Raw genomic sequence first — 16,712 nt, forward strand, 5'->3', positions numbered from 1 at the left:
TGGTATGACCAGAAAACAGATTTTAAGATCGGTAATTTTCATAGTGCTGGTTTTGTGGATGGTGGTGCATCTTACTTATATCCTCAGGACTAACGGAGATGTCAAGGACAGGTTCGTCGGATTTAATGCCGAAAAGAATGACACCATCGATGCTCTTGTCATCGGCTCCAGCCCTGTTGCGCCCTGCTTTATAACCCCAAAGATTTACGGGGATATTGGCATAACCATGTATCCGCTCTCGTCCAACATGCAGCGTCCTGTGGCGTCTAAGTATCTTTTGGAGGAAGCTCTAAAGACACAGAGTCCTGATCTGGTTATCTTTGAGATGAGGATGTGGACTGCAAACGACGAGGATCTTCTTGGGAACATGGCCCATACCAGAGAAGTTACCGACAACATGAAATACTCCGTAAACAGAATAAAGACGATAAATGCCATGGTGGATGATAAGAGTGACCGGATCAATTACTACTTCGACATTTTCAAGTATCACTCCAACTGGAAAACACTCTTTCTGTGGTCACAGTTCAGGACACTTTTCTACAGTTATCCGGATGACCTTAAAGGCCATGTGATCGAGACCGATGTCGGACCGGCTGATGAGCCTGCACAGGTTCCTGTTACGGTAAAAGAGCCTATTCCTTCTGAGCAGGAGAAATATCTTTTGGACCTTCTTGATTATCTGAAGGAAAAGGATCAGAAGGCACTGTTTGTGGTAACACCTTACTCCGCGACGGAAGATGAGCAGAAAAAGATCAATTACATGTCTGAGCTTATAAGCAGCAAGGGATATGACTTCCTTGATATGAACAGCTATGTGGATGAGATGGGACTTGATTTTGAGAAGGACATCAGAGACTACGGTACCCATGTGAACATAGTTGGTGGCGAGAAGATAACAGATTGGTTTGAAAATTATCTACAGGAAAATTATGTAAATACTGGCGCGGCTCTGACTGCCGATCACAGAGGGGATAAGAAGTACAGCTCCTGGGATAAAGCGTATGAGCTGTGGAAGAGCCTTTGTATTGATGCCAAAGAACAGGTGAAATACAACATCGAGAATGGAATCTATTATGAGCTTGAAACCGAGTAATGGCGACACTTCATTATCCATGATATAATAGCTTGAGATATGCGTATTTTTATGTGGAGGAGTTATGATAATCATTCAGCTGAAAGGCGGATTGGGAAATCAGATGTTCCAATACGCCTTATACAAAGAACTTAAACATAGAGGAAGAGATGTCAAGATCGACGACGAGTCCGGCTTTGTAGGCGATAAGTTAAGAGTTCCGGTACTTGACCGTTTTGGTGTCGAATACGACAGGGCAACCAAAGATGAAGTTATAGCCCTCACCGATTCCAAGATGGATATCTTCAGCAGGATCAGAAGGAAGCTCACAGGTCGTAAGACCTTCAGGATCGATGAGATGGAAGGCATCTTTGATCCCAAGATATTGGAGACAGAGAATGCTTATCTTGTAGGATACTGGCAGTCTGAGAAATACTTCACATCTCCAGAGGTTATTGAACAGATACAGGAAGCCTTCGGAAAGCGTCCACAGGAGATCATGCACGACTCAGTCAGCTGGTCAACTCTTCAGCAGATAGAGTGCTGTGAGTCAGTAAGTATCCATGTCCGCAGAACCGACTACATGGATGCTGAGCACATCAAGATCCACAACCTCTGCTCCGAGAAGTATTACAAGAACGCCATCAGCAAGATAAGGGAAGAACATCCCAATGCTGTATTCTTCATATTTACCGATGACAAGGAGTGGTGCAAGGAGCACTTCAAAGGCCCCAAGTTTATCACTGTAGAGCTTCAGGAGGGAGAGTTTACGGATGTTGCGGACATGCTGCTCATGAGCAGGTGCAAGCATCACATCATCGCCAACAGCTCTTTTAGCTGGTGGTCAGCATGGCTCAATGATTCACCGGAAAAGATAGTCATCGCTCCATCCAAGTGGATAAACAACAAGAAGATGGATGACATCTATACTGAGCGAATGACAAAGGTTGCTATATAATGAACGATTCAAAAAAGGTAAGTCTTTTTACCAAACTCAACTACATATTTGATAGAAAACAAAAGGGACAGCTTGTTATTCTGGCTGTCCTTATACTCATTGGGGGTGTTTTTGAAACACTGGGCGTATCCATGATCCTGCCTGTTGTTTCAATAATTCTTTCCCCTGATGCGCTGCACAGGAATATTGCCAAGATTCCGTGGCTACAGAGCGTTTTGAATGCCGTGGGACTTGACACGGATTTAAAGCTAACCTGTGCACTCCTGATAATTCTTATTCTTTTGTTTGTGATCAAGAACTCATATCTTCTGTTTCTTATCCACAGACAGAATACCTTCATCTCCAGGTCCAGAAACGACATGATAAGCAGGGTCATGAGAGAGTTCTTAAACAGGCCCTACGAGGACTACCTTGGAGCTGATATCCCGACTGTATTCAGGATTACCGATTCAGATATTCCCAAGACTTTTACGCTGATGCTCTCACTCCTTTCTCTTGCAACAGAGCTTGTGGTTTCAACGTGTCTTGGTATTGTCCTTCTGTTTGTAAACTGGCAGATGACGGTTCTTATCATCTTCGTGCTTTTGATACTTACACTTATCAGCACCAAGATCTTAAAGCCAAGGCTCAATACAATTGGAAGACGCAATCAGGAGACTCAGTCAAGGATTGCCAAGTGGAGACTTCAGGCCATATATGGTCTTAAGGACGTCAAGGTCTTAAACAGACAGGACTTCTTTATCCGCAACTATTACGAGCAGGGTAAGATCGGAGCAGACATCGACAGAACATATACCGTTCTTAACAGCGTTCCGAGGCTCATGATAGAGACAGTGTTTATGGCGGTTGTTATGCTCTACGTCCTTATCTATATTCTCGGAGGCGGAGATGCTACAGAGCTTCTTCCTCAGCTTACAGCTTTTGGTGTAGCTGCCATGAGGATAATGCCATCAGCCAACAGAATAAATACCCATATCACAACTATCGCTTACAACCAGTTCAGTCTGGATTTTGTATATGAAAATCTCACCGAGTCCATGAAGGCAGACAAGGCAATGAGAGCAGAAAGAGCTGCCATTGCAGGACCTGAGCTTCACTTAGAAAAAGAGATCGACTTAAAAGACATCACTTTCTCCTATCCGGATTCTGATGTGAAGATCTTTGATAAGGCAAACATGACCATCAAGAAGGGTCAGTCTGTCGGAATCATGGGACCTTCCGGAGCAGGAAAGTCAACCATCGTGGATATCCTGCTTGGACTTTTACATGTTCAGTCGGGAGAGATCCTGTGCGATGGAAGCAATATCTTTAGTAACTACGATTCCTGGCTTGCACAGATCGGATACATTCCGCAGTCTATCTACCTTGTGGATGAATCCATCAGAGAGAACATCGCCTTTGGTATCGATGAAGATCAGATAAATGATGACAGGATCTGGGAGGTTATGGAGGAGGCTCAGCTTGCCGACTTCGTAAAGGGCCTTCCTGAAGGACTGGACACCAAGATCGGAGACAGAGGCGTAAGACTCTCCGGCGGACAGAGACAGAGAATTGGTATTGCAAGAGCTCTTTATCATGATCCTGAGATCTTGGTATTTGACGAGGCGACAAGTGCGCTTGATAACGAGACAGAGGCAGCAGTTATGGAGGCCATCAACAGCTTCCAGGGCAGAAAGACCATGGTCATCATTGCCCACAGACTTAACACCATCGAGAAGTGCGACGTGATCTATGAGGTTAAGGATGAGAAGATAACTGCCACAAGTTTAGAGGGAAGAACGGTAATTCACTGATGATAGGAACCGAGTTTTTACATGGCTTTGGGCTGGGGAACCAGCTGTTCTGGTATGTTGCAGCAAGGGCAGCAGCTCTTGATAAGGGCGTTGACTTTGGGATTTGCAACCCTAAGGCTCTTGCCAACAATATGCACTCAGACACCGGAATGTATTTCATGGACATGGACATGGGAAAAGAGATCCCGGAGGAAGATAAGCCAAAGTACAAGATATTTGAGGATCATGACAACAGGCTTTATCTTGGCAATTCAAAGCATGATATGACACATGGTACTTATGTCAGCGGTGTTGACCCAAAGTTCTTTGAAGTAGAAGACAATACTCTTATGTATGGAAACCTCCAGGCAGAGAGCTATTTTGAAAAGTACAAGGATCAGCTTAAGGACTGGCTTAAGGTTAAGCCTGAGTATGATTCTCACGAATATACCAAGGACAATTTATGCATCATTCATTTAAGGTGCGGCGATTATTCAAATTCACCGGAGCTTTGGCTTGATCGTAAGTACTGGGTGAATGGTATTAAGAACATGCGCAAGATCAGGCCTGATATGGAATTCCTTGCTGTTACAGATGATGTATCTGCAGCACACAAGATTCTTCCTGAGGTTAAGGCCATTAGAAATGATATTGGCAAGGATTACGTAACCATCAAGAATGCGAGATATCTCCTTCTTTCAAACTCATCCTTTGCTGTATTTCCCGCTTTTACCAGCGATGAACTTCAGTATGCCATCGCCCCAAAGTACTGGGCCCGTCATAATGTATCAGACGGCTACTGGGCTTCGGAACAGAATATTTACAGCTGTTTCCATTACATGGACAGAAAGGGAAAGGTCTTTTCCCCGGAGGAGTGTAAGAAGGAGCTTGAGGAATATAAAGCAAAATCCGGAACTTACAGAAAGCTTAACAAAAAGCCTTCGGGATTTTTGAAAACCTGTCAGGAAATCAGGGCTAGATGGCTCTATGGTGCTTATATGTTTAAGAAGATCATAAGGAGCCTTGAAAGACGTACGGGACTTATAAAAGTATTCCACGTATAGGTTGAAAATATGTCCAAAGAAAAGAAACTAAAGCTGCCAAGGGTAACCCTGGTAGCTATGACAAGTGTAAATATATATGAGACCATCAGGGCTATGTGCTACAGCATGCGTGATATCGAGTTTGGCGACGCTGTACTCATCACGGATAAAAAGCCATGGTTCTTGCCAAAGAGCATCAGATACAGTCACACAAGCAAGCTTGATAACATTGATGAGTTTAACTACAAGATGGTATATGAGCTTAAGGACCACATAAAGACCGATTTTTGTCTGGTGGTTCATGCAGATGGCTTTGTAATTCATCCGGAGCTTTGGAGGGATGAGTTCCTTGATTATGACTATATTGGATCACCCTGGCCACTACCTAAAAATGACTATGCCTACAGAGACAGTAAGGGAAATATATGCAGGGTAGGAAACAGCGTGTCTATTCGAAGTAAGCGCCTTTTGGAGTTCCCTGCAAAGCACAATCTTAAATGGGAGCGAGTGGACGATGGTTTTTACAATGAAGATATCTTCATCTGCTGCCATTCCAAAAACGCTATGGAGGCTGAAGGCTTAAAGTGGGCACCCTTTGAGCTTGCGCTTTATTTTGGCAGAGAGCACCCTCTTCCCGAGAACAAAGGCATAGAACCTTTCATTTTCCATAAGTGGTGGGGGGAAAACGAGAACTATCCACAATTCTACAGCCCCAAAAAGCGGCTTAAGATGGCTATCAGGCCGCTTCTTTTCTGGAGAAGAAGCAAAAAGTGGAAAGAGGAGCACGGTATTCAATGATCTTTTCAATCGTAATACCAATCTGTAATGGAGAGCAGTTTCTGCATGAGTGTATTGACTCGGCTATTTCACAGGATCTGTCTTTTGCAGAGAATATGGGAAAAGAGGATGCCTATGAGGTGATTCTCGTAGAGAACGGCTCTAAAGATGGCAGCCCTTCTATTTGCGATGAGTATGCTGAGAAGTATGAGAACGTATCTGTGATCCATAAAGGGAAGATTGGTCTATACAGTGCCCGTCAGGTGGGCATAAAGGCTGCAAAGGGAGACTGGATATTGGCCATGGATGCTGATGACAGGCTTCATCAAAAGGCCTTGGCCAGACTCTTTTGTGAGATCAGAAAATTTGAAGAAGCCGGTGAACTGCCTGAGTTTATCTTGTTTGATGCTGCAGGGATGGGAAGACCATCGACGCCTCTTTCAAAGAGAGTTTTTGAAGCCGACAAAGTATACAGCGGCAGTGAGCTTGATATTTTCAAAAAGAGTCTGTGCATGGATGACTCCATAAACGCAATGTGGACTAAGTGTATCAAAAGAGATATTGCGTATCTGGGCAACACGGATCTGTATCTCAACTATGGAGAGGATCTGTATCAGACAGCTGAATATCTTGATAGGGCGTCAGCGGCAGTATATATCGGAGAGATTTTATATTATTATCGGGAAGATGCATCCAGCCTTTCTTCAACTTACAGCGAGGTGTATGTGGATAATCAGAAGATCACCTGGGGAAAAGTTGATGAGATGGTGGAAAAGTGGCACCTTACAGAACAGGTAGATCAGATCAATCGCAGAAAAGCTCTGACATGCACCATTGCTGTTACAAAGCTTATTTATTCCGGGATGTCTTTTTCCGAAAAGAAATATAAGCTCGGTAAGCTCATGGAGGATGAGTTTTATAAAAAGTATTATTCCTATGAACTTCCCGATTGGGCTCCTGAAGAATCATTGTATGTAAGAAAATTTGAGATATCACCAAATCCCACGAGGGCACTTTTGGGTGAAGCTGTTAAGACAGGCATAAAAAACTGGATCAAGGAAAGGGTCAGATAAATATGGTTTATGATCTGATACCATTTTTCAACGAAATAGATATTTTAAGGCTAAGACTTGGGGTGCTGTCTCCTTATGTTGATAAATTTATCATTGAGGAGGCGGTTGAAACCTTTTCCGGGCAGGAGAAAGAGCTTTGCTTTGAAAAGAACAGGGAAAAGTTTAAAGATTATCTCGATAAGATAGTATATATCAAGGTAACGGACACTCTTGAAAATGCCAAGACTCATGAAAGGGATTACTTTCAGAAAAATCATCTGATAAACGGCCTTGAGGAAGTAGGGGCAACTGAGGATGATGTGATCATATTTGGCGATTGTGATGAGATTCCAAATCCCAAAGTCCTTAAGAACATAATTGAGGAGTTTGATAAGACTAAGGTTTATCATCTTGCTCAGCGAAACTTCTATGCATTCTTAAACATGGAAGAATCATCAGGTAAGCTTTTGTCCGTTACGGGAGAGTTTCCTGATATTCCGGAAAGTGACAGGAAATGGCTGGGGACCAAAATCACTTCAATAAATAACATTCCCAAAGAGGGTATAGTAAGACTTAGGGATCTGTGCCGTGTAACGGATCCAAATGCTGTGAGAGTTTCTGACGGCGGCTGGCATTTTGGATATATGGGCGGAGAACATGTTACTGATCCTTTAAAGAGGATTGGCGTAAAAGTCATGGCAGCAGCCCATCAGGAGTACTCCGAGAGGGAGGTGATCCTGGAGACTGTCGACAGACTGGTGCTGGGGCAGGATATCTTTGGAAGAGATGCTACGTTCACGAGAGTAGAAGTGGATGAGAGTTATCCCGAATATCTTTTGAAACATCTCTCAGAATACGATTATCTGGTGATGCCATATATTTCACCTTTTAAAAAGCTATATCATAAATTTGATCTGACTGTCGGAAGGCTTTGCAGAAAGGCTTTGCGCAAAATAAAGAGGATGTTCGCTAAGTGATGGATTGTTGTATATGAAGTACATTACTGATGAAAACAGAAAAAAAATAGTAGATGCGCTGTTTTATATTGCGTTGACCATAGAACTGCTACTCATGATCGTGGAAAAGAGCGAGATCTCTTTTTCCTATGAGAGCTATGTGTTCAGGGTGACGTTTCTTCTGACACTTCTTGCTGTGCTCTTTATGAAGCATGATAAGAAGGAATGGATATTTATTGCAGCTATCTGGGCTGTGTCGGCTGTGAGCTATTACATGTGCGGTAAGAATGATATGCTCAGGGTGGTGACATTCCTGATGGCAGCCAGAGATATTGATCTTAAAAAAGCAATGAAGTACACATTTTATGTGTGTGTTGTCGGATTTACACTGATAGCACTACTTGCTTGTGCCGGAGTTATGGGAGAGATGATACAGATAGCTGATTACGGCAGAGGCGAAGGCGAAGAAACCAGATATGTGTTTGGATTCGGACATCCCAATACACTTTTTAGCTCTGTATTTGTGCTTATATTGATGTGGATATGGATATATGGAAAAACAGCCGGTATATTACCATATCTGGTTATGATTGTTTCTTCTGTCATAATAACTTTCCTGACCAAATCAAGGACAAGCGCGGTGATACTGGCGGCAACTATACTGCTTGCATTAGTATTCAGGCTGTTTCCTAAGTTGGCAGCGTTTAAGGTGTTTTATATTCTGGAGACGATCGTTTCTCCGGTGATCTGTATTGTAACTGCAGTTCTGGCAGCAGGATGGACCGGAGCCATGTATTGCGGGGATAATTTCTGGGATCTTGAGGGCGATTACTGGAAGATTGAAACCCGCTTTAATTACAGAATGAGTTCCATATATTATGAAGCTGCAAACAGGGATGCAGTGCTCTCTCGCTGGAAGCTTTTTTCAGCACATGGCACAGACTCCTACTTTGATATGGGGTGGGTAAGGCTCTTTTACTGGTATGGAATTATTCCGGTGGTGCTGTTAGTGATAGCTCTGCTGGCAGTTATTTATGTGTGCTATAAAAAGCAAGATATCCGGGCGTTGATAATCATATTTGCACTGTCCGTGTATACTATAGTTGAGGCTACTTTTGTAACAAGATATATTGGACGTGATTTCTTTTTACTGATCGCGGGCGTTTACCTGGGGTATTACTTTAAAAATAAAGGGGAAACAGATGTCAGAGAATCTTAGAAAGAGGCTGTTTCAGCTGACAGTCTTTGCAAATTTCATAATGGTTTTCATCTATCAGTATCTGACACCTAATATGTCCGATGATGTGATCTACTATGATAAGGTGGCACAGGCCGGCAGTTTTTTTGACTTGTTCGCACAGGAATACGAGCATTACATAGCGCATACCGGCAGGAGCATCGCACATATAATTCTGAGAATCTTTTTATATACGGATAATAAGATATTATTTGATATAGTAGCTGCTGTAGTGTTTGTTCTGATATCTGTGCTCATTTATTTAAATGTTGATCACAGGAAAAAATATGATATCAGGATTTATGCTGCTATAGCAGTACTGCTTTGGTTGTTTGACCCTACCATAGCAAACAGCGTGTTCTGGGAGACCGGAGCATGTAACTATATGTTTACCGGATGCATCATGCTCGGATTTATCACACTGTTCAGGAAATATGCTGCAGAGGACAAAAAGAGTATTGGGGCTGTCATCGGTATGTTTTTCTTTGGCCTCTTTGCAGGGTGGTGTAATGAAAACACTTCCGGTGGTGTTATTCTCTTTATCCTTATCATGATCTTTGCAAGATGGAGAGAGAACAAGAACTTCTCGAAGGTTAAGCCTTGGATGGCGTCGGGGCTTGCCGGAGCAGTTATCGGATTTATGTTATTGATTATGTCACCGGGGAACTTCAATAGAGCAGAGATCACGGATGAAGCACATACCGGTCTTTTGGCGCTTATGGCAAGATTCCTGAAGATCACACTGAATATAAAGAACTACTATCTGGTTTTGGTTCTGGTATTTATCGTTATTGCAATTGCTATTCTTTACAGGGGAGGAAAGGGTGCATTACTGCAAAAAGTACCGGGGATGGCTCTGTTTGGGTTCCTTTTCCTGGCGACCTGTTATGCGCTTATTGCTGTACCGGATTCACAGCTTCGTACCTATTATGGTGCCGGTCTGTTCCTTATGACCGCTATAGCTATGGGTATTGGTTGGATTGCAAATGAAGGTTTCAAAGAAGATTTAGTGCAGATCATTGCAACGTCAGTTGTAACAGTGTTCGGAATTCTTTTGATCTTCACATACATTGAGGAAGGTGCAAATCTTGCGAGAATTAAGAGAGAGTTCGACGAAAGAGATGCATACCTTACTGAAATGGCAAAGGGCGAAGAAAAGGTTATAGAAGCACCTATGCTGCGTCCGGAATGGGAGACCAGATTTTCAATGGCCTATGATTCGGATATTACTGAGGATAAGTTTTTCTGGCTTAATATAAGCTATGCAGAACATTATGGCCTTTGGTATATCATTGGCGTTGACAGGGATACCTGGACTGCTTATTAAATAGTTTTTGGGAGTAGTATGGAAGAAAACAGGGAGATATTGGTCAGCATAATAATTCCTGTCTATCAGGCTAAAGACACACTGGATAGGTGTGTCTTATCTTGTTTAAATCAGAAGTTTGTTAAAGAGGGCGAGATCGAGGTTATTCTGGTGGATGATGGGTCAACTGACGGCTCATCTGAAATATGCGACCGTCTTGCAAAAGAGGATGAACATGGCCGGGTGCAGGTTATGCATACGCGGAACCACGGGGTGTCACACGCCAGAAACATAGGCCTTGAGCATGCAAGCGGTAGGTTTGTGGTTTTTGTGGACTCTGACGACGAGGTCAAGGCAGGATACCTTGAGACTCTGATGAAGTATGCGGATGAGGGTACGAGCCTTGTGGACGAGACAAGGTCTTTTAACGGAAATACCAAGCTCAGCGGCTTTCAGTACATCGAGAACTCGGTCCTTGATCGCAACACCCATGTCTGGGGCAAGCTCTTTGAGAGACAGAGCATTGAGGAAGGGCATATCCGCTTCAAGGAGGGCCTGGCAATCGGCGAGGATCTTCTGTTCCTTTTGGACTTTGCGATTTTTCAAGGGAAAAGACATACCATAAAGTGCATTGAGGATGGGAACTATATTTACACTGAGAATGCTACCGGAGCTATGAAGCAGGAGTTCAAGGAGAGCTATCTGGGCGAGATCATATCCTGGAGAGAGGCGGAGGAGAAACTCCTGCCCTATAAGAATGAGATGAGCAGGGATGCGTTTGTTTCGCTTTCTGTAAGTCAGATTCTGACAGCTTTTCTTGTGATTGGCAAGGTGGCGGTTCTTGATGATGATAAAAGAGATAACGACCTGGCAAGGCTTGCAGTTGATGAGGCCAAGGGACAGATAGAGCATGCGCTTAAGACACAAGGGGTGTTTGCAGCACTCCCATTAGGGCACAAGATCAAGACTGCGCTGTTTCGTTTAAGTCCTGAACTGTATCTGAAACTCTATGGCAGGCACAAAGGAAAAGGATAATATGATAGATTTAAGCAGACCAATAATTCTATATATGCATGCCGGAAGCGGAAATCATGGGTGTGAGGCTATTGCAGACAGCACCATCAAGCTGATACAAAGATTGAGGCTTGAGCAGGGGTGCGATGTGGAGAAGGTACCGGCACCGGTGATCATATCCAATAACGCGGATGAGGACAGGAAATATGTTCTGGGCGATTTAGAGAAGCAGGGGCTTTGCGTGCTTACCACGGAGCGTCACATAGACAGAGATTTTCTGGCTCATGTCTTTTACTATGGATGGCGCAAGATAACAGGCGATAAGCAGTCCTTCATGCGCTACAGGTTCAAGGATGCTTATAGGGACTATGTGAAAGAGTGTAGCAGATACAGTGATACCGGGGCTTATGTTAACAAGAAGCCACTGGCAATCTCCATCGGAGGAGACAATTATTGTTATCCTGAAATGGTGCCTGATCTGATACTGGCCCATGACTATTTCATTAAAAGAGGCTTTGAGACTATACTTTGGGGATGTTCTATTGAACCTGATTCCCTTAAGAATGCAGCTCTTTTAAAGGATCTTACAAGGTTTGACAGGATTTATGCCAGAGAGTCGATATCTTATAATGCTCTGCTTGGCGCAGGACTTTCAGCGGATAAGCTGGAATTGCGTAAGGATCCGGCCTTTGAGATGGAAACTGCTGAGCCTCCTGCTTTAGAGGGCTTTATTCCGGGAAAGACTGTGGGAATCAACTTAAGTCCCATGGTTCTCGACAGGGCCGGAGATCCGGAACTTGTTAGAGAGAGTTACAGGAACTTCATCCGTTATATTCTGGAAAATACAGATAACAACATCGCCTTAGTTCCGCATGTTGTCTGGAGCAACAACGATGACAGAAAGCCGCTTACAGAGCTGTATAATGAGTTCAAGGACACCGGGCGCGTGGTTATTATAGGGGATGCACCGGCAGAAGTTCTAAAGGGCTATATATCAAAGTGCAGTTTCTTCGTTGGGGCGAGAACTCACAGTACTATTGCAGCCTACAGTACAGGAGTTCCTACTCTTGTAATAGGATATTCTGTAAAGAGCAGGGGAATAGCCACGGATCTGTTTGGAACTTATGACAAATATGTCTTACCGGTTCAGGAACTCTCTGATCCGCAGGGGCTGATCCATTCTTATGAGTTTATTATGGGAAATAAGTAATAAATATTTTGGGGAGATAATATGCTGATAATTCAGATTGCCGGGGGGCTTGGAAACCAGATGCAGCAGTATGCTGTTTACACCAAGCTTCGCGAAATGGGGAAAGATGTAAAACTGGACTTGTCCTGGTTTGAGCCGGAAGTTCAGAAGAATATGCTGGCGCCAAGGGAGTTTGAGCTTCCGATATTTGGAGGCACGGACTATGAGGAGTGTAGCGCTTTTGAGAGGGATGCTCTTCTTAAGCAAGGCGCATTTGCAGCTATTGCAGGTAAGGTGCTCAAAAAGCTGGGTCTTAGAGACGAGGCCAATCCAAAGGTCTTTTCCGAAAAAGAGATGTACCATCCGGAAGTGTTTGAGCTGGAGGATAAGTACATAAAGGGCTATTTTGCCTGCCAGAAATATTACGGGGACATCATGGACAAGCTCCAGGAGAAGTTCATCTTTCCTGAGCATCCGGACCCAGATCTTCATGCAAGGAACATGGCACTAGCTGAGCGCATGGAGAGAGAGCCTTCTGTCAGTGTTCACATTAGAAGGGGAGACTATCTGGATCCATCTAACGTTGAGATTTTGGGTAACATCGCCACTGAACAGTATTATCAGGGCGCCATGGACTATTTTACGGTAAAAGAGCCTGATACACATTTTTACATTTTCACCAGCGACCACGAGTACGCTCGCGAGAAGTTCTCTGATGAGAGCAAATATACAATCGTTGACTGGAACAACGGCAAGAACAGTGTTCAAGACCTGATGCTCATGAGTCACTGCAAGGGCAATATCTGTGCGAATTCCACCTTCAGCTTCTGGGGAGCAAGGCTCAACAAGAGGCCTGACAAGACGGTGATCCGCACCTATAAAATGAGAAACAACCAGCCGGTAAATCCGGAGATCATGCATGATTACTGGAAGGGCTGGATACTAATGGACGAAAAAGGAAGTATCATCTAAGTTCTATGGGAAGAGTTAAGTCGGCAACAAGAAATATCGCCTTCGGGTATGTGGGACAGATCGCAACGGCGCTGATGTCGTTTATTTTGCGAACTGTCTTTATCATGCACTTAAATGAGGATCTTCTTGGAATCAACTCAACTTACGGAAATATCCTGTCACTCCTTAACATGGCGGAGTTGGGAATCGGAACAGCGCTGAATTTCAGCCTCTACGGACCTGTTGCCAGAGGAGAGAAAGAGAAGATCAAGTCATATATGCAGCTCTATCGCAAGGCGTACTTTATTATCGCCTGCGTTGTTGCTGCTGTCGGACTTTTACTTACTCCGTTCCTTCAGTACTTTAAGCTTAGGTCACCTGAGAATACATCAGTCAGGGAACTGACAATCTACTATCTGATCTTCCTGTTTAATACAGTCAGCAGCTATTTTGTGGCGTACAAATACAGCCTCATAAATGCTGAGCAGAAGAACTACATTCAGACCAATATCATTACAATAACAAAAGTTATTGTTGTATTCCTTCAAATAATAGTTGTTATTGTGACTAAGAATTTCCTGCTCTATCTCCTTACGGATGCTGTAGTTCAGCTGATTCAGAAGATCTTTGTCTCAAAATTTTTGGATAAGATGTATCCGTTCCTTAAGGAGAAGAATGTTGAGAAGCTCTCCAAGGAAGAGAGCGATGAGGTCTGGAAGAAGACTAAGGCTTTGGTCTTCCACAAGGTGGGAGATGTGGCCAGACTTCAGACCGATGCGCTTATCATTTCGACATTTGTGGAAGTTGCTATGGCGGGTGTTGTTGATAACTACAATATGGTCATCAGCACAGTTTCGAATTTCGTAAATATAATTTTCAATTCGGTTATCTCAAGCTTTGGAAATCTCATTGCAACTGAATCGAAGGAGAAGCAGTTTTCCATGTTTAAAGTCTACAGGTTCTTCGCATCCTGGATTTATGGATTCTCCTGCGTGGGATTCATGGTTCTTTTAACACCGCTTATAAGGATATGGCTGGGAGATCACTGGATCCTCACGTCGGCAGCTGTTTACTGCATCCTGATCGACTATTATTTCAAGGGCGACAGGATTGTTCTTAGTAACTACAAGACTGCAGCCGGAGTCTTTGAGCCTGATAAGTATCTGGCGCTGATCCAGGGAGTTGTTAACCTTGTGATCTCGATTGTGCTGGTTCAGACACCTCTTGGAATTACCGGTATTTACATTGGAACCATAGTTTCGGGACTTATTGCAAATGTCACTAAGCCGATTATCATCTACAGGGAGTGCTTTGATATGAAGGCCGGAAGCTACTTTGTTGATACTGCGAAGTATCTGGCAAGCCTCGTGTTTGTGCTGGTGGTTTCACAGCTTATCAGCGTTAATGTTCTTGCAAACCTGAATATCCTTACATTTATACTGATGGCGATCATCATCACCGTTTTGTTCAACGGCTTTTACTTTGTTCTGTACGGAAGAAGCGAGGAGTTTAAGTATCTCACAGGCAAGGTCCGTGAGAAGCTTGGCAGATGAGGGAGATAAATGACTGAGAGGGAAAAACAGATCGTAAATGAAGCTATAGCAGAGCTTGAGACCATAATGGAGGTTTCACTTGGGCAGATGGCAAAAGACCTGGTAAAGAGTGCTCTTGGAAGAAGTGTTCGCACCAAGGATCCTATGTTCTGGCCAGCAGGAATGCTTTTGCTGGGCCTTGCGGAAGCCAGAAAAAGAGCTGTGCCGGATGGCGAAGAAGGACTTGTCGGTAAGATTGACGAGGCGTTTCTGGGGCATATCAGGCTCTGGAAGGAAAAGTACGATAAGAAGATTTCTTATATAGATGATGCTCTTGCTGGTGTTGCTTTTATCAGGCTCTATGAGCAGCTTGAGGAAGGAAGGCTCAGAACTGAGTGCAGGAGCATTGCGGACGGGATTTATAAGTACCTGCTTGGCGCTGCCAGAGATGGTGAGGAGACTATAGTCTATAACGCTGACAGGAGCGCTTGTAATGTCTTTGCTGACGGCATCGGACAGACATCAATGTTCCTTTCAGCCTACGCAAAGGCCTTTGGCGTGGATGATGCAAGAAAGCTGGCAAGGCTCCAGCTTAAGAACTTTTTAAAGCACGGAATGGACGAGCGGAGCGGACTTCCGTATCATGGCTATGCTCTCTTGGACGACGGAGCAATCTGCGAAAAGAGAGGGGTCCTGTCCTGGGGTAGAGCTGCCGGATGGCTTATCATGGGACTTTCCGAGTATGTAAAGGGGTCCGAGAGCAGACTGGAGAATCAGGGAAGTACACTGGTTCAATGGTATAGGGAGCTGTCGAAAGTTCTTTTAACCTATCAGAAACCAGGGGGCGGCTACGGATGGCAGGTACAGGCCGTTGACGGGCATCTGGATACATCGGCTACGGGAATGATAGTTTATGGGCTGTTGAACGGCGCCGGGGCTGAGGGGGCTGACGTGGAGGCGTCACTACAAGCTCTTTTGACAAATGCTGATGGCGGAAAGGTCACGAATGCCTTGAGTTCCTGCGATGACTTTGGCGTTCACTATCAGAATTACGGTGCATATCCTTGGGGACAGGGTGCTGCTCTGGCAGCACTTTCTTTGGGAAATGTTGAGGAATAAAAGGGATATTTTGGGCGCTTCCAAGCCTTGTCAAAAAAGTAGTAATGTGGTACATTATATGTAGTAATCAAAACTACATGTGAGTTAGCCGATAACTACTTGATTGATAAAGGTTTTTGGAGGAGCACTATGAATACTAAGGAATTGAAAGCTTATTTTGAGGAACATCTTGTACCGAGTAAGCTCTACAAGATTGGTGGATCACACAAGAACAGAATCTGCCTTGATAAGACAGAAAGCGGATGGGCAGTTTACTTCCAGGATCAGAAGGAGAAGATCGGAGTCCTGAACTTCGTCGATGAGGCTTCAGCCTGCAACCGTATGAAGGACGAGCTCAGAAAGCTCATGGAACAGCTCTATGGACTGACCTGGGCCGGAGCAAGGTAATGCCGGTGCCTGAGCAGATAAGACCGGTGCCTGAGCCTTGGCTTGTAACCATTTGATTTGCATATTTCTAACAACAGAATAGACCGTTACGGAGACGCCTGATAAATGATAAATCCCTCACTCGCAGACGTCTCTTTTTTATTGTGAGTCACCGGGGACGTTTCAGTTTGACTCAAAATGAGACACTGGGGACGTTTCAGTTTGACTCATTGCATACAATGAGTCGCGTGGACCTTTTTTGACTCAAAATTAACATCACTATGCGGAAGGTATCAAAAATTTACTGTCTAAAACTGCTTTTATACATGGGACAGTTATCTATAAAGTTTTTTCAGTGAGACACT

The 16,712-nt window shown here is 44.0% G+C and carries 15 protein-coding genes; all 15 read left to right on the forward strand.

The features are described 5' to 3' along the window. Nucleotides 1–4 precede the first annotated feature (4 nt). The 15 genes from G633_RS0112575 (at nt 5) to G633_RS18355 (ending at nt 16,368) form a co-directional block, all read left to right on the forward strand. Nucleotides 5–1,096, forward strand: a complete 1,092-nt coding sequence (locus G633_RS0112575; protein WP_026520119.1) for a hypothetical protein — start codon at nt 5–7, stop codon at nt 1,094–1,096. Between the two features lie 64 nt (nt 1,097–1,160). Further along, nucleotides 1,161–2,033 (forward strand): alpha-1,2-fucosyltransferase, encoded by an 873-nt coding sequence (locus G633_RS20300; RefSeq protein ID WP_026520120.1) that lies wholly within the window; start codon nt 1,161–1,163, stop codon nt 2,031–2,033. Then, nucleotides 2,033–3,826 carry an ABC transporter ATP-binding protein gene (locus G633_RS0112585; RefSeq protein ID WP_026520121.1) on the forward strand — a complete coding sequence of 598 codons (1,794 nt, stop codon included), beginning with the start codon at nt 2,033–2,035 and terminating at the stop codon, nt 3,824–3,826. The genes G633_RS20300 and G633_RS0112585 overlap by 1 nt, the downstream gene beginning before the upstream one ends. Continuing rightward, entirely contained in the window at nt 3,826–4,869 is a 1,044-nt protein-coding gene (locus G633_RS0112590) for a glycosyl transferase (RefSeq protein ID WP_026520122.1), read from the forward strand. Before G633_RS0112585 ends, G633_RS0112590 begins: the two co-directional genes overlap by 1 nt. A gap of 9 nt (nt 4,870–4,878) precedes the next feature. Further along, entirely contained in the window at nt 4,879–5,646 is a 768-nt protein-coding gene (locus G633_RS18335) for a DUF5672 family protein (protein ID WP_242838870.1), read from the forward strand. Beyond that, nucleotides 5,643–6,698 (forward strand): glycosyltransferase family 2 protein, encoded by a 1,056-nt coding sequence (locus G633_RS19390; protein ID WP_051200183.1) that lies wholly within the window; start codon nt 5,643–5,645, stop codon nt 6,696–6,698. Before G633_RS18335 ends, G633_RS19390 begins: the two co-directional genes overlap by 4 nt. Nucleotides 6,699–6,700: 2 nt before the next feature. Beyond that, complete coding sequence (locus tag G633_RS0112605; RefSeq protein WP_026520123.1) at nt 6,701–7,654, forward strand: glycosyl transferase GT17 family protein; 954 nt, start codon at nt 6,701–6,703, stop codon at nt 7,652–7,654. Between the two features lie 13 nt (nt 7,655–7,667). After that, the gene (locus G633_RS0112610) at nt 7,668–8,852 is read left to right on the forward strand and encodes a hypothetical protein (RefSeq protein ID WP_026520124.1); all 1,185 of its coding nucleotides are present in this window, start codon (nt 7,668–7,670) and stop codon (nt 8,850–8,852) included. Next, nucleotides 8,836–10,197 (forward strand): DUF3329 domain-containing protein, encoded by a 1,362-nt coding sequence (locus tag G633_RS0112615; protein ID WP_026520125.1) that lies wholly within the window; start codon nt 8,836–8,838, stop codon nt 10,195–10,197. The genes G633_RS0112610 and G633_RS0112615 overlap by 17 nt, the downstream gene beginning before the upstream one ends. An 18-nt stretch (nt 10,198–10,215) precedes the next feature. After that, complete coding sequence (locus G633_RS19395) at nt 10,216–11,211, forward strand: glycosyltransferase family 2 protein (RefSeq protein ID WP_051200184.1); 996 nt, start codon at nt 10,216–10,218, stop codon at nt 11,209–11,211. Between the two features lies 1 nt (nt 11,212). Further along, nucleotides 11,213–12,400, forward strand: coding sequence for a polysaccharide pyruvyl transferase family protein (locus tag G633_RS18350; RefSeq protein ID WP_035771381.1), 1,188 nt, complete (start codon nt 11,213–11,215; stop codon nt 12,398–12,400). Nucleotides 12,401–12,421: 21 nt separating this feature from the next. Next, nucleotides 12,422–13,351 carry an alpha-1,2-fucosyltransferase gene (locus G633_RS0112630; protein ID WP_026520126.1) on the forward strand — a complete coding sequence of 310 codons (930 nt, stop codon included), beginning with the start codon at nt 12,422–12,424 and terminating at the stop codon, nt 13,349–13,351. Nucleotides 13,352–13,356: 5 nt separating this feature from the next. Beyond that, nucleotides 13,357–14,883 carry a lipopolysaccharide biosynthesis protein gene (locus G633_RS0112635; RefSeq protein ID WP_026520127.1) on the forward strand — a complete coding sequence of 509 codons (1,527 nt, stop codon included), beginning with the start codon at nt 13,357–13,359 and terminating at the stop codon, nt 14,881–14,883. A 9-nt stretch (nt 14,884–14,892) separates the two neighbouring features. Continuing rightward, nucleotides 14,893–15,981 (forward strand): glycoside hydrolase family 88 protein, encoded by a 1,089-nt coding sequence (locus G633_RS0112640; protein WP_026520128.1) that lies wholly within the window; start codon nt 14,893–14,895, stop codon nt 15,979–15,981. Between the two features lie 129 nt (nt 15,982–16,110). Then, complete coding sequence (locus G633_RS18355) at nt 16,111–16,368, forward strand: hypothetical protein (RefSeq protein WP_035771383.1); 258 nt, start codon at nt 16,111–16,113, stop codon at nt 16,366–16,368. Nucleotides 16,369–16,712: the final 344 nt, after the last annotated feature.

Origin of the sequence: Butyrivibrio sp. FCS006, assembly GCF_000424525.1 — a bacterium.
GTDB lineage: Bacteria > Bacillota > Clostridia > Lachnospirales > Lachnospiraceae > Butyrivibrio.

Coding starts and splice junctions, on each gene's coding strand:
- G633_RS18335 (WP_242838870.1), top strand. CDS start 4,879: ATGTCCAAAGAAAAGAAACTAAAGCTGCCAAGGGTAACCCTGGTAGCT.
- G633_RS0112610 (WP_026520124.1), top strand. CDS start 7,668: ATGAAGTACATTACTGATGAAAACAGAAAAAAAATAGTAGATGCGCTG.
- G633_RS18350 (WP_035771381.1), top strand. CDS start 11,213: ATGATAGATTTAAGCAGACCAATAATTCTATATATGCATGCCGGAAGC.
- G633_RS0112585 (WP_026520121.1), top strand. CDS start 2,033: ATGAACGATTCAAAAAAGGTAAGTCTTTTTACCAAACTCAACTACATA.
- G633_RS0112630 (WP_026520126.1), top strand. CDS start 12,422: ATGCTGATAATTCAGATTGCCGGGGGGCTTGGAAACCAGATGCAGCAG.
- G633_RS0112615 (WP_026520125.1), top strand. CDS start 8,836: ATGTCAGAGAATCTTAGAAAGAGGCTGTTTCAGCTGACAGTCTTTGCA.
- G633_RS19390 (WP_051200183.1), top strand. CDS start 5,643: ATGATCTTTTCAATCGTAATACCAATCTGTAATGGAGAGCAGTTTCTG.
- G633_RS20300 (WP_026520120.1), top strand. CDS start 1,161: ATGATAATCATTCAGCTGAAAGGCGGATTGGGAAATCAGATGTTCCAA.
- G633_RS0112640 (WP_026520128.1), top strand. CDS start 14,893: ATGACTGAGAGGGAAAAACAGATCGTAAATGAAGCTATAGCAGAGCTT.
- G633_RS0112635 (WP_026520127.1), top strand. CDS start 13,357: ATGGGAAGAGTTAAGTCGGCAACAAGAAATATCGCCTTCGGGTATGTG.
- G633_RS0112590 (WP_026520122.1), top strand. CDS start 3,826: ATGATAGGAACCGAGTTTTTACATGGCTTTGGGCTGGGGAACCAGCTG.
- G633_RS0112575 (WP_026520119.1), top strand. CDS start 5: ATGACCAGAAAACAGATTTTAAGATCGGTAATTTTCATAGTGCTGGTT.
- G633_RS0112605 (WP_026520123.1), top strand. CDS start 6,701: ATGGTTTATGATCTGATACCATTTTTCAACGAAATAGATATTTTAAGG.
- G633_RS18355 (WP_035771383.1), top strand. CDS start 16,111: ATGAATACTAAGGAATTGAAAGCTTATTTTGAGGAACATCTTGTACCG.
- G633_RS19395 (WP_051200184.1), top strand. CDS start 10,216: ATGGAAGAAAACAGGGAGATATTGGTCAGCATAATAATTCCTGTCTAT.